Below are 16,958 nucleotides of genomic sequence, written 5' to 3'. Positions count from 1 at the left end.
AAAATCAGGGGCATTCGCACGAGGCATTAGCTTTATATAAAAAGATAATTAAACGAAAGAGGGTAGAGCTATGACACAAAGTCGTTTAGCAATTGATGTCGGTGGAACGTTTACAGATGTATTTGTTTTTAATGAAGAGACGGGAGAAGTATTTGTCACAAAAACGTCGTCGACACCTGCAAATCCGGAGCAAGGGATTTTAAATGGAGTAGCAAAAGCAGAATTAAATGGCAAGGATATTAAAATTTTTTCTCATGGCACAACAGTTGGAACGAATGCGTTAATTGAGCGTAAGCTGCCGAAAACAGCTCTTATTACGACGAAGGGCTTTAGAGATGTCATCGAAATCCGTCGAGGGACAAAAGAAGATATTTGGGATACTTATAAAGATACTGCGAAGCCTTATATTCAACGACGGGATCGATTTGAAGTGACAGAACGAATAGATTATGAAGGGAATATTCTTCAGGCTATTGATGAAGGGGAGATTCGTTTATTAGCAAAAAAATTAAAACGTCGGGGAACTGAATCCATTGCAGTATGTTTCATCAATGCCTATGTGAACGGGGAAAATGAGGCGAAAGTCAAAAAAATTTTAAAAGAAGAATTACCGGATATCTATGTTTGTATTTCAAGTGAGGTGCTTCCGGAAATTTTTGAGCATGAGCGTATGAGTACAACGATTATTAATGCCGTTCTTGGGCCAATTATGAGTAATTACATTAGTAAGTTAAGCAATGAAATGCAAAAAAAGGGCTATGGCGATGAAATATTAGTATTACATTCTGGTGGCGGTGTCATGACTTCAAGTACAGTTCCTCGCTATGCTGCTCGATTGGCAAGTTCCGGGATAGCTGCTGGCGCAATTGCAAGTAAGCATATCGCAAAGTTGTGTGGATTTGACAATGCTATTGGCTTAGATATGGGTGGTACAAGTACTGATATTTCACTGATGTATAAGGGGGATATACGAATCACAAAGGATTGGTCTATAGAATATGGCTATCCAATCGGTTTCCCGAGCATTGAAATATTAACAATAGGGGCCGGTGGAGGTAGCCTCGCATGGCAAGATGAAGGTGGTTCTTTACGTAATGGACCACAAAGTGCAGAGGCAGTACCAGGTCCAGCTTGCTATGGCCAAGGAGGTGCGGAGCCCACAAACTCAGATGCAAATTTAGTGTTAGGCCGTCTTGGTGTAGATTTGTTAGATGGAACGATGCAGTTAAATAAAGAGGCAGCAAGAGATGCTGTGACAAAAATCGCAAATGCATTCGATCAATCAGTTGAAGAAGCGGCAAGTGCCATTATAGAAGTTGCAAACGCCAATATGAGTGATGCAGTTCGCTTGATTTCAGTACGGAGAGGCTATGATCCGCGTGATTTCGCACTTGTAGCTTTTGGTGGTGCAGGCCCATTACACGGTGCTTATTTGGCAAAAGATTTAAACATCCCAAAAGTCATTATCCCTACGCATCCAGGTGTAGCTGCAGCAATGGGATGTTTACTAGTAGATGTACGCCATGATATTTCTAAAACGTATGTGAAAAAACTTGATGAAGTAAGTGAAGAGGAACTGACAAATCAATTTAGTGATTTACGAGAAGAGGCAAGTGCTTTATTAGAAGAAGAAGGAATAGCAGAAAACACATCGTCATTAACGAATTATATAGATTTGCGTTATAAGGGACAATGGAGATCTCTAGCTGTTCTTGTATCCGATCAAATCACTTCCTTAGATGCTATTTTAGAAGCTTTCCATACAGAACATGAACGCGAATTTGCATTTTCTGATAAGGAACAAACTGTAGAAATATTTGGCCTACGAGTAACGGCTATAGGAACAGTACCAAAGCCTAATTTCCCACAATATGTTGCTGAAGGCTCACTGGAGGATGCTCTTAAAGAAACACGTCCTGTTTATTTTGAGGGAGAATATATAGAAACAAACGTTTATAACCGCGATAAAATACCTGTACACACACAATTTGCTGGTCCAGCCATTATCGATCAGCTAGATACGACGACCGTTATTCCGCCAGGATTTACTGCGGAAGTAGATGCCTATAAAAATATCATTATAACAGTGAACTTATAGCGATAAGGAGGAATGGGTGATGAGTACAACGAAATTGGAGACAAATCATAAGGTCCAAAATCTAGACCCAGTAACATTTGAAGTGTTAAAAAACGGCTTTGTCAATTTAGTGGATCAAATGGCTGAACAAATGCTGCGTACATGCTACTCGTTTGTTATTTATAATCGAGACTTCAGCTGTGCTTTATGCGATGCACAAGGGAATACCGTTATGCAAGGAACGCAAGATATTTCCGTTCACGTAGGGACATTGCATTTAACGGCAAAAGCTGTCTTAGAGGATTTCGCGGATGATATCCATCCAGGTGATGTATTTTTAGTAAATGATCCTTATCGTGGAGGAACACATTTCAGTGATGTACGTGTGATTTTACCAGTGTTCCATGATGATAAACTAATTGCACTCATGCAAACAAATGGACATTGGGCAGATGTCGGCGGTTCTAATCCAGGTTCCTTTGATATTACAGCTAAGGAACATTACGGGGAAGGTCTACGTATTCCCCCTGTCCGCATTTATAGTAAAGGTCAATATTTAACCGATGTAGTGAAGATTATTGTTATGAATATGCGTATTCCTGAAGAACGTATTGGAGATTTGCGGTCTCAAGTGGAAGCGGCGAAAGTTGGGGAAAAACAACTCAAGGAAATGATTGAAAAGTACGGGATTCAGACAGTGCTAGTAGCTTTTGAAGAAGTTCAAAATTATGTAGAACGATTAATGAGAGCGAAAATTAAAGCTTTACCAAAAGGTCAGTGGGAAACGGTGGACTATATCGATATGGATCCGCAAGTAGGAGATGGTCTCATCCCAATTCGTGTGAAAATGACCATTACGGAGGATGAAATAGCATATGATTTAAGTGATTCACATCCTTATATTAGCTGTTTTTTAAATGCAGGATTTGGCTCAGCCCTTTCTGGTACTTATGCAGGAACGAAAACATTTTTCCCAGAGATTCCGCTGAACTCAGGATTTTATCGTGTTGTGAAAATATTCCTCCCTGAAAACTCTGTCGTCAATGCACCTAGTCCAGTAGCTGTTTCTGGCTATTGTTCAGGAGCGTTTGAAAAAATTATGAATGCTTGCTTTGAATTATGGTCAAATATTATGCCTGAACGCGCTATCGCATGTTCATTTAATTTAGAATATTTATTAATAGGTGGGTATGATCAACGAAGAGACGGTAGTGAATATTTTATGTGGTATGACTGGATGGCTGGTGGCCATGGTGGACGTATAGACCGTGATGGTGCGAATACTACCTCACCGGTGTTCGGGGTAGGCTTGAGTGTTCAACCATGCGAAGGGCAAGAGCGTTTGTCACCGGTTGTTACAACGAAGCATGAAATCATTATAGATTCTGCTGGTCCAGGTAAATTCCGTGGCGGTTGTGGTGTAGAAAAGGGAGGCGTTTTAACGAATGTAAACCAAACAGTGATGTCCTATTGCTGTGATCGGTCTCGTTCCATTACATGGGGCATTATGGGCGGCTTACCTTCTATTGCACAGGGGGCTATTTTAAATCCAAACAAAAAGGAAGAAGAATTTTTAGGCACAATCTTCTCCAATGTTGAGTTGAAGAAAGGAGATTCCTTTACACGTCCATCAGCAGGAGGTGGTGGTTTAGGTGACCCATTAGCACGTGATGTAAACGCTGTTTTAGAGGATGTAATTGATGAATATGTTTCGATTGAGCGTGCGAAGCTTGATTATGGCGTAGTCATCCATGAAATTGACCGTGATATGGATGCCTTCGAAATTGATATGGCAGCAACAGTAAAGGAACGCGATTATATCCGCAAAAACCGCCATCGATGGCTGGAAACAGATCCAATTGATGTTGAGCAGATGTATAACAAAGGTGAAATTAATCAAATGGATGTTGTTCGAAAATATGGTGTTATTATGGATTACCAAACAAATAAAGCATTGCCGATCTCAACAGAGCAATACCGAGAAGCGATGAAAAAACGTTCTTTGGCCTACTGGTGACAGACATAACGTTCTTGCAATCAAGTGTTAATTAAAATAAGAGAGTAGTATACACTACTCTCTAGAAAATAAGGGTATAAAATTTTTGATGGCTTCTATCATGGTATCGTAACGTATGACCACAAAAAAACCACAATTTGACCACAATCTTTTTCTCGGTTCCCCATTATTTTTTACGGTTTTTAATTAGAAAAATCCCCCTTATATGCGGTTTTTTATAACAAACCAATGTCCCTAATTTTTTCAACAGCTTCTATTCTTGAATGTACTTGTAGTTTTTTGAAAATCTTTGTTAAACGATATTCGACTGTGCGTAAACTGACAAATAAATTTTCTGCTATTTTTTTATTTGTTTTTCCAGCGGCCACTAATTTAAGCAAGGCTAGTTCATTTTTTTGGAGGTCATATTGGAATAACTGATTCATTAAGTCCATTCTGTTCTTTTGGCGATCGACTACTTTTAATCGTTGTAATAATTGTACTGGCATCATGGCATTCCCATCTAGAGCGGAGTGTATTGCCGCAATAAGATTTTCTGTAGATGCTGTTTTACTAACAAAACTATAAACACCGGATTCTACTAATATATCGAAGAAAGGTTCAATGTCGTATCCTGTGTAAATAATTTTAATTACATCATAATTTAGTTTTTTTACACTTTTTAATAATGCTAGATCCTTTAAAAAGGGCATGTTTATATCAAATAAAAATATATCAAATGTTTGTTGTGAGAGAGCATTCAAAGATTCCTCATCAGTTCTTACAACCGTGACATGGAAATTTCCTTCTTGTTCTAACAATAATTTTATACCTTCACCAACAGCTTTATGGTTATCTACTACTAAAATATTTACCAACTTCTTACCTCCTTGATGAAAATAGGCTATTATTTTGAAACTGTTAATTATAATGCATTATACCTAATTTTATGCTGAAAAGGGATACAATTCATAAATAGATTTAACTTATTTCAACGGGTATCTAAACACCCATTGAAATAGAGGAACTAGTCTAAGAAAGCCACGTCCTGTGGCAATTTATCTGCGTGAAAGCGACAACAACAGCAGCAGATCATGAATCTTTTTATAGAAAAAAACATGGCTATCGAATAAGTGGTTAAATTAAAACACTATTAGTATAAAATTACACTAATAGTGTTTTTTTTGTTGTGTCGGCAAATTTTGAAGGACATCGATAAAATAGCATTACTTGATTGAGTAATGCTTCGGGAGGGAATAAAATGACATTGTTACGTTCTTGGCATGTCAAAATTATGATGGCATGTATTGTTGCATTAATTGTTGCGGTAATTGGTACCAAGTTATTTCTTACTTATCCACTGTCAACAAGGGGGATCTATCTATTTGGTATATATTCAATGTCAACAATTGGTATACTTGCTCTTATTGTGCTACCAATCACGCTGATTTTAGCTGGAAGACGCTTTACTCCAGCGCCATTGAATAATTTCACTACGTGGGTTGTTATCATGATGATTGGTATTTGCATCTTACATTGGATAGATCAAGATGATAATGGATTTTTGATGACGCTTGTCACGCTTGATTTTGTATTTATGCGGCTGCTCCATCACGACACTGTACGAGAGTATATGATTGCTAATGATTTTACGTTTTTTAGCTATATCGTGCGCATTATGCTTGGGGTATTATATGGTGTTTTGTTGGATGCATTCAGCTATTTCTTCAAAAAGATAATGAAACGATAAGTTTTCTTAAACAGCAGAAGACTGCCTTTAAGGCAGTCTTCTCGCAGTAATACGCACACTGTAGTAAGAGCATTGAGTGGGGGATTTCATAGAAGCGAAGTGTTAGTCTGTCTTAAATCGACTAAGGCTAAAGGGTGATAAATCCTGTATGCTTTTTCCGTTTAGCGTTAAATCTGCTAGTACTTCACCCACTGCACTACTAAATTTAAAACCATGTCCTGAGAAGCCCGCTGCAATGATAATATTTCGATTCTCAGGTAAAAAATCAATAATGAAATCCTCATCTGGTGTCATCGAATATTTACATGTTTTGCCGAATTTCAACGCACCGTGCTGAGGCATAAAACAATTGATAAAATTTTGTAAATCTATTGCATCCTGTTCGTCGAATGGACGTAGCGGATCATTTGGATTGACTGCCTCACCGCCATCATGTCTGCCAAGCTTTAGGCCTGCTCCATCGATACTTGGAAAACCATAGTACATAGAATCAGTAAATTCAAAACAATAGGCTGGGAAAATTTCTTCATGATAAAGCTGCTCATCAGCCTCAAACCATGCAAATGTTTTTCGCGTCGGTGTTACAGGGATGGTGATGTCCATTGTTTGTAGTAACTCAGTTGCCCAAGCACCAGCAGTTACAATTAAATGTTTAGCTTCGTAAATATTATTCAACGTTTGGACACGGACAATTTCTCCAGCTTTGATGTTCTTCACTTTTTCATTTGTATGTAAGGTTGCTCCTGCCTCAATAGCTAATTTTTTATAAGCGCTAATGCAGGCTTCTACACGGAGGACACCGGCAGTAGGCTCAAAGCAAGCAACAAAGTTTTCTGGTAATGATAATCCAGGCCATTTTTCCATTGCCTCAGCCGCAGAATACTGCTCTAATGTTAAATCATAGAGCCTAGCACTTGTTTTCACATTTTGAATAAATGGATGGGTCTCTTCACCGACATTCATTACCCCTGTTTGTAAAAATAAAGTTTCACCCGTTAACGTTTCAAGCTCTTTCCATAATTCACCTGCTCTTTTGACAAAAGGGACATAGCTAGCGCCTTCACCATACGCAAAGCGAATAATTCTCGTTTCCCCATGATGACTACCTACCTCATGTGGAGGATTAAAGGCATCAAGCATCAAGACATTTTTTCCTGCTTTCGCTAAATGATAACCAGCTGCCATCCCCATCGATCCAGCACCAATAATAATTGCGTCGTAAATCATATTAATCCCTACTTTTTTGCTCAAGTATAACAAAATAAAAGGAGGTAGGACAGAAATTTCAGAAAATATTTTAAATTTCTTTAAGCCTACCACCGATTCCGGACGCAATTATGCCGAGGCATAATTGATAGTAGAAAATGCACAATCTCACTAGGAGGTTGTGCATTTGAATAAAAGTCTTAAAAGCTATTTCGAGCTTGGTAATATTTTATTTAACAATATGGCTACTATAGCAGCTGTTGCTATTGGAGAGCCGAATAAATATTGAACGGTTGTTGGTAATGAATATAAGAAATCTTTCGGAAGTAATGTAAGGGCTAATGTTAAAATCACTGGTACTGCGATTACATACATTTCCTTTTCACCAATGTTTTCATTTTTCATTATTTGTAAACCACTGATGGCAATAATGCCACAAACGATCACGAATACACCACCGATAACTGCTGAAGGAATTGCAGAAATAAGAGCAGCTAGTTTACCAGAGAAGCCGAATAAAATAAACCAAAAACCTGCAGCAATAAAAACACGGCGACTTGCGATACCTGTAATCGATATCACACCTGCATTTGTTGAATAGCCAGTAACAGGAGTTGAGCCTAGTAATGATGCAATGAAACAACCAATTCCTTCGCCGATAACTCCACGATTAATTTGTTTATCAGTTAATGGCTGATCAATAACGTTACTCACTGCAAACCATGTACCTGTAGTTTCTGCCATTAACACGATATAAATAATCACCATCGTAATGATAGCTGAAAAATTAAACGTAAAGCCGAAATCTGTAAATGGAATTTGAGGCATACTAAACCATTTTGCTTGTGACACTGCTGATAAATCTAAAACACCCATAATATTTGCGGCAATACAACCTGCGATTAAAGCGATAATTACTGAAGCGATACGAAATACGCGACCTTTTTTATTAAAGACAGAGCCTAGCATAACACAAAGGATTAGAACGCTAGCAGAAATAAGAGCTAAATAGATGTTTTGGTTAATAGATGCGCCTGCCGCATTAAAAATGTTATTACTTAAACCTACAGGCATTAATGAAAGACCTACTACAAAAATAATTGTCCCACCGACAATTGGTGGAATGAATGTTTTCACGATTTTATTGAATATACCTGTAACACCTAAAATAATTACTAAGATGGCGCCGACTAAACTTGCTCCTAGCACAGTACTCCAACCGAGATCTCCACTACCACTCGCTGCATAAATACCTACAATTGCACCGATTGGAACATATGAAGGACCTTGTGCTATCGGTAACTTCATGCAAAAGTGAGTTTGAATAATTGTTGCAATTCCTGCAGCAATGAAAGTCGATTGAATTAATGCGCTTGATTGTCCTGATTGTAAACCGATTAACATGGCAATTAAGAATGGCACTACGTAGACGTCCATCGCCATGACGTGCTGTAAACCGAGTAGAGCTGATTGACCAAATGATACCTTCTCATCTGGTAAAACTGTTAACTGCTGATTTTTTATTTTGTCGATTGCTAATTTGTTATGTTGCGTTTCCACTTAGATGTACACCTCAAAGTTGTAAATTTAGAATTTTATTTATGCTCTAGCGTGAACCTTATTTCCTTGTACCCAAACATCACGGATGTTTTCAGGGCGCACAAGATACATAATTTTTTGGAAAATATCCTGTAAATCTTCCTTATCATCAAAAATAGGAAGTTTTGCAGAAGGTAACCTAGTATCGATAATTTGTACATCCCACGTGTAGCTTTCTTGTAATCGACCAATTGGCAGGCTTAAGCTTTCTCCGCCACCTGCTGTTGCTAAATAAAATGCTTCATTAATCGTAATACGTGAATTTGGGACACCACGTTTTTCAGCAGAAAGAGTTGTATCGACGCCATCTTCTAGCATTCTAGATGACATGACTGCTTGTCTAGCATTATCGTATAGGCTAGGGGAGAAACCGCCAGAAATATCTGACCCTAATCCGATATCAACGCCTTTTGCACGGAAGCGGGCAATTGGAATGACACTATTTGCAAAATAAGCATTGGAAATTGGACAATGCCCAATCGCTGTGCCTGTTTCAGCAAATAGTTGTACATCATCATCATTTAAAAAATTACTATGCGCCATGACAGATTTATCGCCTAATAGACCAAAATCATTTAAGGCAAAGGCGTCATTTTTCTTAAATCGTTCCTTTACATAGCCATGCTCCCAATCGCTTTCACTACAATGTGACTGGATATGTGTATCGTATTTAGCAGCTAATTCTCCCAAGCCTTTTAGTGCATCGTCTGTACAGCTTGGAATAAAGCGTGGTGTGACAACTGGATAAACACCTTGTTTCGTTGATTTGGCTAATTCCTTCACAGCTACAATAAATTCTTCTGTATCTTTGAGTGCAGTTTGAGTATTTGCATCTCGGTAATAGTCTGGATTTTGTTCTGGATCATCCATTACAACTTTGCCGACTAGACCTCGTTGACCTTTATCAGCACAAATTTTCGCTAATAGTAGGCTTGCTTCTTTATGGACAGTTGCAAAATAGAGTGATGTAGTAGTTCCGTTTGCAAGTAGAGTACTTACTAAATCGTCATAGACCTCTTGTGCAAACTCTAAATCGGAGAATTTAGATTCAATAGGGAAGGTGTATGTGTTCAGCCAATCATAAAGTGGAATATCTAATGCAGTTCCAGCCTGTGCCCATTGTGGTGCATGTATATGCAAATCGACAAAGCCAGGTAAGAAATATTGTCCATCGGCTAATTGATGGAAATTTTCTTGATGTTGATATGTAGTTAGTAGATTATGATAGTCTGCATGCTCAGGAGATACTGTTTTCGCAATCATCCCGTCAGCATTAATGAAGAATAAATAATCCTTTAAAATTTGTACTTCAGTAGGAGACTTACTAGAAAAAGCTGTCCCTTTAAAAATTAACGTATATTCACTCATAAAATCCACCTTAATGTTCGTTTATTGTTGAATTCAAGGATTATTATAGGTCGTTAAATCTATTTTGTCTATAAAAAAGCGAATATTGATAGATTTATTTAAGGTTTTTAAACGGAGCTCACTATTTTTTTACAGCTTTTATAAGCATGGAGATGGATTATCGGCAAAATTGGGATTGAATTTTTTTACAAATGAAAAACTACACAAAAACTTGTTATTGTACAAATTTTGTGTAGTTCAAACTTCTAAAAAATAATTGTTATGAAATTGAATCATTGATGATGTTAATAAAAGTATTAAAGGTCGAAGAGGTATTTTGTTCATTTTTTCTTGTGCAAAGATAAATAGGACGCTGAATATCGATGTCTTTTATAAAAACTCGTGCTACTTCCTGTCGTTGAATAAAGTTAGAAGCCGCTATGGACGGAGCTAACATCGTACCATATCCAGCTGCAATGGCGTGAATGGATTCGTTGATGCCGTCTAGTTGTAGCCCTACTCGTGGTGGTGGGATTTTATGAACTTTACATAAAGCGTTTAAATATTCTTTCGTAGAGCTACCATCTTCTCGTGAAACAAATGGCTGCAGCATTAATTCCGCTAATGTCACTTTCTGATCTGCCAGCGGATGACCATAGGGGACGATAAACCAATAATCGAGATTCATGAGAAATTGATAATTAATATCTGGATGATGGCCATCCTCTTTTACGATAAAAGCCATATCAACCTTATAGTGAAGCAATTCTTCAATAACCTGCTGGGAGTTAGCCGTTTTTATATGGATATGAGTAGTCGGATAGGCTTGTTTATATTTTGCAAGCCATTTCGGTAGTAAAAAATGGGATGGAACATGGGTAGAAGCAATTTGTAATTCTTCATTACCTGTGTTTTTTAATTGCCCCAACTTATTTTCGATATCCATTTCTAAATCAAATAACCGTCGTGCCTGTTTAAATAAATATTCTCCGTTTGGTGTTAAGGTAATTCCTCGACCTTTAGATTCTAAAAGGGTTAGGCCAAGTTCTTTTTCTAAATTTCTCATTTGAATGGTAACGGCAGGTTGACTAATCATTAGAGCTTGCGCGGCCTTCGAAACACTATTGAGCTCGGCAACTTTTGTGAATAATCTAAGAGCATGTAAATTCATTATGTATCCCACCTTATATAAGAATTTTTTATCCTTTTATATAAATTATATATTAGATTTATTAATTTTCACTCTGTATCCTTTTAATTACAAGAAGTTTTTAGGGGGTGGGGACAATATGAATCGACAGCACATCGGGATTTTATTTGGTGGGGTGCTATTACTTGTAGTGGCTATGGGGATTAGCCGGTTTGCATTCACACCAATTTTGCCTTTTATGCGTCATGATGTCGGGTTTTCGTTTGAAATTGCAGGATTTTTAGCATCGAGTAATTATATTGGCTATTTCATTGGTGCATTGTGGGCAGGGTTTATTAATCGCCAAAAGAAGGGTTTTTTATTGTTAAGTGTTGTCTTGAATGTCCTTTCTGTTGTTCTTATGGGAATCATTGGAATATATAGTGTTTGGCTTGTGCTTCGCCTAATTGCGGGCATTACAGGGGGGCTGATTTTTGTATTAACATGTAGTATTATTATGGATTATTTAGCAAAGCATTCACTTACAAAATGGTCAGGCTATTTATTTGGCGGTATTGGATTAGGAATTGCTATTTCAGGTTTATTAGTCCCTGCTATTGAAGCGCGTTTTGCTTGGCAAGGTACATGGATTGGCTTAGGGATTTTATCTGCTATTTTTTTAGTGGTGACATATATACTTTGGAGAGGCTTGCATGTACAAGATAGTGTGAAAACTGCTAAATCCTCTGATGCAAAAATGACAACAGGCTTTATGCCATGGTTAATTGTCGCATATGGTTTTGAGGGATTAGGTTATATTATTACAGGTACTTTTTTAGTCGATATCATTCACAATATTCCTTCACTACAAGCATACTCTTCGTATAGCTGGGTCATTGTTGGGGTAGCGGCTATCCCATCAGCACCTGTTTGGACTGTATTATTAGAAAAATTTTCTGCCATCAAAATTTTGTTTGTTGCCTATGTATTGCAAGTAGCGGGCATCTTGTTGCCAGTATTTTCACAAACAGTATGGAGCGTATTATTATCGTCATTTTTATTTGGCTTAACATTTGTAGGCATTGTGACGTTAACGACTTCTTACGCACGTCAGCTATTCCCAACGCAAAGCGGTCCAGTCGTATCATTATTAACAACGTTCTATGCTTTTGGTCAAATTATCGGACCAATCATCGCGGGCCAGCTTGTGGCGGTTTATAGTAGTTATAAAGCAGCGCTTGTCTTTGCAGGAGTCATTGTATTTTTTGCATTAACTATCATGTTATGTGGAAGATGGATCACAGTTAAACGACAGGTCTCTTTAGACAATGCATTACCTATCAAAACTCAATCTAACCCTTAAATAAGAAAAGCCAGAAATTCCGTTGGGAATTTCTGGCTTTTATTTTTACTTAAAGATGGCGTGCCTCAATCTAAATGATATAAAAAAATAAAATAAAAGTCTATAACTTTTTGGGTATATATGAAAAAATAGTAATGTGCACAAGGGACGTAACGTTACGATTCTATACAGAGATGAGGGAATTATATGGCAAGAACAGTACCGACAGAAGAAGCGATTAAACGCTGGAATCAACATGCAGAAAGGTTTACAGTAAACTACGATGAACATGGTGGCATACACCGTGAAGTATTATTAAATCCAGCCATTTTTTCATTATTAGAAGAGGTGGAAGGAAAAAGGCTTCTAGATGCAGGGTGCGGAGAAGGCTATTTAAGTAGAATACTTGCTCAAAAAGGGGCTATTGTCACAGCAGTTGATTATTCAGAAAAGATGCTAGAAATTGCTAGAGAAAGAACGTATGAGGAAGTTCCGATACAATATAAACATGGAAATTGCGAAAAACTAGATTTTTTAGTAGACGAACAGTTTGATTGTATTGTTTCCAATATGGTCCTTCAAGATTTAGAGGATTATAAGGCGGCTTTGAGTGAAATGTATCGCCTTTTAAAACCTAATAGTACTTTCATCTTTTCTATTCTTCACCCGTGCTTTGTTACGCCGAATAGTGGATGGATAAGAAATGAACGGCTTGATCAACAGTATTGGAAGGTTCAGCGTTATTTTTATGAAGGAGTATACGATCAAAAGCTTCCGCTAGATTCCGATGAAAAAATTGTATTTTATCACCGTACATTAACGAGCTATATGAAAGCAATTATTCAAGCAGGCTTTTCTATAGAGGACGTTATCGAACCGATGCCTTCAAAAGAGATGCTAATAAAGTATCCACAATTCGAGGAAGATTTGCATTGTGCAGATTTTATCGTATTTAAATTAAGAAAATAAAGGAGGGGAGCATGTGCGTATATTTCATGTGAGTGAGGAAAGCGATATTACAATATTCCATCCCCGATTACCTGATCGACTAGATTTAGATCCAGAGAAAGGGCTAGTATGGGCAATTAACGATACATGTTTGCCTAATTTTTTAACCCCTAGAAATTGTCCACGAGTTTGCTATCATAGTGGTGCCGATACAACCGAACAGGATAAAAGAGCCTATATAGCATCAGCATCATGTTCACATGTTGTCGTAATTGAAAGCAAGTGGTTTGAGACGATGAAAAATACGAAACTTTACTTATATGAGTTTGATAGTAATGGATTTACGCTGCAAGATCAAAATGCTGGTTATTATACGAGTGAGACAACACAATATCCTATAGCTAAATTTGAACTAGAAAATTTATTTGAGGAAATGTTTAAACGTAATGTTGAATTACGGATAGTCGATAACCTGTGGAACATCTATGATGAAATTCAAAAAACAACCTTGAATTGGTCGATGTGCAGAATGCGATTTGCACTACCAAGAAAATAATTAACCAAGCCTCGTATACGCTACTATCGCGTGTACGAGGTCTTGTTTAACTTAGACAGTAATAGTTTGTACGAATGGGGTACTCGTAATGTCAATTAATTTACTATCTTTATATGTAAATATATATTCATAGTTGGCTGTTTCATCTAGCATTTTTGGTAAGTAATGTTTTAAATCGGCTATTCCTACATTTTCGGGATGAAAAATCCACGATAAATCTTTCCAATCTAAAATGCCCTCCGCGACTTTAATCGGTGTCACATATGGATAAGATTCTGGCAATTCAGCAATAAAAGCATACATACAGCCAAAGTCGGTTGTTCCATCCGTCCATGATATTTTCCCTTTGAATGTAATATCGTTCAGTACGATGCCCGTTTCTTCTTTAATTTCTCGTAATGCACCAGCAAGTGGCGTTTCATTTTTCTCAATCTTTCCGCCAACCCCATTCCAAGCTCCCATCCAATGAGGGAAATCCCTATTTAGCAATAATATTTGGTCACCCTTTTTAAGAAAACAAATTGTAAACTCAACCAAGTCTTTTTCCTCCTTTTTAAATGATAGAATGAATTCATAAAAGAAATTTAGATAATGAAATAGGCACAACCCAGTAAAATGGTTGTCCTACTAATAATAAACAACAGTTTCAAAATATCAATATTACTCTTTAAAAAAAGAATAAAGTAGGGGAAGTAAGGTTTAGCATTGTAATAGATGTTGACAGACTATTTTAAAGAGCTAAAGTTTTCCTTATACGATATTACTTAAATGAGGTGTGCATATGATTTTAATAAGTGCTTGCTTAGCGGGATTAAAGGTACGATATAACGGAACAGATAGTTTAGATGAAAGAATTCAAAAGCTTGTGTTAGAAAATAAAGCGTTAACCGTATGCCCTGAACTTATGGGAGGTTTTTCGACGCCTCGTGAGCCCGCTGAAATTGTTGGTGGAGATGGTGAAGACGTTCTAGATGGAAAAGCGAGAGTTGTTGAAATATCTGGTCGGGATGTTACGGAGCTTTATTTAAAGGGCGCATATGCAACATTACATAAAGCACTCGAAATAGGTGCAACTAAGGTTGTATTAAAAGAGTATAGTCCATCATGTGGCAGTGCAATGATTTACAATGGTGATTTCAATGGTACAAAATTAGGTGGCGTAGGCGTAACTACTGCATTACTAAGAAGAAATAATATTATTGTTTGTTCTGAAGAAGATTTTTTGGAGTTGTTTTTGCAAACTTAATAGGTAAGAGCGTTGCCTTTAAATGATTGCACTAAATTGAATTGGCGATTTGCACGACCAAGCAAATAATTAACAAGACCTCGTACACGGTACTACCGCGTGTACGAGGTCTTGTTATACTTACTTTTTGTATGGAAACTCTTTCGGAATCGGTCCAAACGCAATCCAATGATATTTAAAATATCTTCCTATTAAAAATACAATAGCCCAAGTGACGAATAGGGCAACAAGAAACCCACCAACACTCCATATATGAAATAAAATACTGTTTCCACTTATAGGAATTTGTCTATAAAGGAAAAGGAAATATGGATGTAATAGATAGATACCAAATGATAGTGTGCCTAAGCTAATTAAGCAATTGACAATCGCTTTATTCCATTTGTTATAAATCCAGAAGGAAAACTGTAATAAGACAACGCTTGCTGTTATAGATTGTAGCTGAAAAACAATTTCAAATACAATACTGTTAGTTAAATAGGTTTTAGCTGAGAATGCAAAATAATATAAATATACATTATAAAAGGTAGAAAATAGCCATATAATCCAGATAAATAGGATAGCAATATGGAAATCCCCTTTTTTTAGATGGATCCATCTTTTGTATTTTTCAAAATAGATGCCTAAAAATCCACCTGCTAAGAAATAGGCAAAATAAGAAAATGAGATACTTCCTCTATATGGATATTGCCAAAACTCTGCATTTAACAAAATAAAGCCCCATTGAAGGGCAAATCCAATCCAAATGAGATGAGTGGATAGGGCGGGTTTTTTCTTTAAAACATATAGGAATAAAGGGAACATCAAATAGAACTGTACAATAATAAAAATATAGTATAAATGCGTATACGCTTTTCCAATTAAAAGTTTTTCAAGAAATTCCACACTAAATAGTGCATGCCATGTTAATGATAAATCACCCGTCAAAAAAATTTGAATAGCAGCATAATAGAAAATAGAAAAAAAGAGAAAAGGAATGAGAATTTGCGTCACTCTTTTTTTATAAAAACTAACGACCAGCTCTTTTGTTAAGTCCTTTTGTATATAATTGTAAAATAAAACAAATCCACTTAAGAAAATAAATACAGGGACAGCAAATTTAGAGGAAATGTTAAAAAATATATAAAGCGGATATAGTTTTGAGTCACTTGGTAAAACCGTAACAGGTGTACTAGTAGCATGGATAATAAGTACAGCTAAAATGGATAATGCACGAGTAATATTTAATTCATGAATATGTGCTCGTTTCATACAATCATCTCCCAAAAAATATTTACATATGATAGTTGTTTTCTCGTCTAAACGGTGTACTGTAAACATTTGTGCTAGGCAGATGTCGGCATACCCATTAGGAAAGAAAGGATCTCTTGGTAAATTGATAACCCAGAGAAGTAAATTTCTTTTATTTTTTGGAATATTATAACACGAACTTGATAGTTATGAATATATTAAAATGAATGCCCCCACTACCTAAGTAGATTGGGGGCATTTTTATTCAACAAGCAAAATTCTCGGTGAGGTTTTGGCGATGATTTTCGTCGATACCCAGCAACCAAGACAGGCTGCCACAACACTTAAGAGAGATAATCCGATAGGTGTTGGCCAATTGATTAAAAGGGGGTAACTACATATGCCATATTCTAAAAGAATACTTTGTGTTACCCGTGGAATATGTCTTATATAGGTTTTGAGCATGAATAAGTACCTTGTTTTTCACAAGAAAACCCCCTTCATTTGATATTATTTCTTTTAGTGTAAGTGG

Annotated in this window: 14 protein-coding genes; 7 read left to right on the top strand and 7 right to left on the bottom strand. The window is 36.8% G+C overall.

The genetic code is table 11. The annotated features are described in order from the left end of the window. Window positions 1-70: 70 nt before the first annotated feature. Entirely contained in the window at window positions 71-2,098 is a 2,028-nt protein-coding gene (locus ACQKN4_RS06930) for a hydantoinase/oxoprolinase family protein (RefSeq protein WP_427482989.1), read from the top strand. A 19-nt stretch (window positions 2,099-2,117) separates the two neighbouring features. After that, window positions 2,118-4,094: a hydantoinase B/oxoprolinase family protein gene (locus ACQKN4_RS06925; RefSeq protein ID WP_427482987.1), complete on the top strand. Its 1,977-nt coding sequence runs from the start codon at window positions 2,118-2,120 to the stop codon at window positions 4,092-4,094. A 215-nt stretch (window positions 4,095-4,309) separates the two neighbouring features. Here ACQKN4_RS06925 and ACQKN4_RS06920 read toward each other — a convergent pair whose 3' ends face one another. Next, entirely contained in the window at window positions 4,310-4,951 is a 642-nt protein-coding gene (locus ACQKN4_RS06920; protein ID WP_079560823.1) for a response regulator transcription factor, read from the bottom strand. A gap of 383 nt (window positions 4,952-5,334) precedes the next feature. On the opposite strand from ACQKN4_RS06920, the gene ACQKN4_RS06915 reads away from it, so the two are divergent. Continuing rightward, entirely contained in the window at window positions 5,335-5,823 is a 489-nt protein-coding gene (locus ACQKN4_RS06915) for a hypothetical protein (protein ID WP_427482985.1), read from the top strand. A 102-nt stretch (window positions 5,824-5,925) separates the two neighbouring features. Here ACQKN4_RS06915 and solA read toward each other — a convergent pair whose 3' ends face one another. From solA to ACQKN4_RS06895, 4 genes are all read right to left on the bottom strand, one after another. Continuing rightward, the gene (gene solA / locus ACQKN4_RS06910) at window positions 5,926-7,050 is read right to left on the bottom strand and encodes an N-methyl-L-tryptophan oxidase (RefSeq protein WP_427483023.1); all 1,125 of its coding nucleotides are present in this window, start codon (window positions 7,048-7,050) and stop codon (window positions 5,926-5,928) included. Between the two features lie 186 nt (window positions 7,051-7,236). Beyond that, window positions 7,237-8,589: a uracil-xanthine permease family protein gene (locus ACQKN4_RS06905; RefSeq protein ID WP_427482983.1), complete on the bottom strand. Its 1,353-nt coding sequence runs from the start codon at window positions 8,587-8,589 to the stop codon at window positions 7,237-7,239. Window positions 8,590-8,628: 39 nt separating this feature from the next. Beyond that, a complete protein-coding gene (guaD, locus tag ACQKN4_RS06900) occupies window positions 8,629-9,996 on the bottom strand; it encodes a guanine deaminase (RefSeq protein WP_427482981.1) in 1,368 nt (455 codons plus the stop codon). Window positions 9,997-10,255: 259 nt separating this feature from the next. After that, entirely contained in the window at window positions 10,256-11,146 is an 891-nt protein-coding gene (locus ACQKN4_RS06895) for a LysR family transcriptional regulator (protein WP_427482979.1), read from the bottom strand. Window positions 11,147-11,264: 118 nt separating this feature from the next. On the opposite strand from ACQKN4_RS06895, the gene ACQKN4_RS06890 reads away from it, so the two are divergent. From ACQKN4_RS06890 to ACQKN4_RS06880, 3 genes are all read left to right on the top strand, one after another. Continuing rightward, window positions 11,265-12,467, top strand: coding sequence for a YbfB/YjiJ family MFS transporter (locus tag ACQKN4_RS06890; RefSeq protein WP_427482978.1), 1,203 nt, complete (start codon window positions 11,265-11,267; stop codon window positions 12,465-12,467). Between the two features lie 186 nt (window positions 12,468-12,653). Further along, entirely contained in the window at window positions 12,654-13,415 is a 762-nt protein-coding gene (locus ACQKN4_RS06885; protein ID WP_079560830.1) for a class I SAM-dependent methyltransferase, read from the top strand. Between the two features lie 13 nt (window positions 13,416-13,428). After that, window positions 13,429-13,950 carry a DUF6886 family protein gene (locus ACQKN4_RS06880; protein ID WP_079560831.1) on the top strand — a complete coding sequence of 174 codons (522 nt, stop codon included), beginning with the start codon at window positions 13,429-13,431 and terminating at the stop codon, window positions 13,948-13,950. A 51-nt stretch (window positions 13,951-14,001) separates the two neighbouring features. Here ACQKN4_RS06880 and ACQKN4_RS06875 read toward each other — a convergent pair whose 3' ends face one another. Next, entirely contained in the window at window positions 14,002-14,487 is a 486-nt protein-coding gene (locus ACQKN4_RS06875) for an NUDIX hydrolase (RefSeq protein WP_079560832.1), read from the bottom strand. Window positions 14,488-14,731: 244 nt separating this feature from the next. Here ACQKN4_RS06875 and ACQKN4_RS06870 point away from each other — a divergent pair, with 244 nt between their 5' ends. Beyond that, window positions 14,732-15,196: a DUF523 domain-containing protein gene (locus ACQKN4_RS06870; RefSeq protein WP_427482976.1), complete on the top strand. Its 465-nt coding sequence runs from the start codon at window positions 14,732-14,734 to the stop codon at window positions 15,194-15,196. A gap of 120 nt (window positions 15,197-15,316) precedes the next feature. On the opposite strand, the gene ACQKN4_RS06865 is transcribed toward ACQKN4_RS06870, so the two are convergent. Beyond that, the gene (locus ACQKN4_RS06865; protein WP_427482974.1) at window positions 15,317-16,447 is read right to left on the bottom strand and encodes an acyltransferase; all 1,131 of its coding nucleotides are present in this window, start codon (window positions 16,445-16,447) and stop codon (window positions 15,317-15,319) included. Window positions 16,448-16,958 lie beyond the last annotated feature (511 nt).

The organism is Lysinibacillus sp. NPDC093692 (assembly GCF_050280125.1).
Lineage (GTDB): Bacteria > Bacillota > Bacilli > Bacillales_A > Planococcaceae > Lysinibacillus.
Note: the sequence above shows the minus strand (reverse complement) of the source record. Positions and strands in the feature narration are given on the sequence as shown.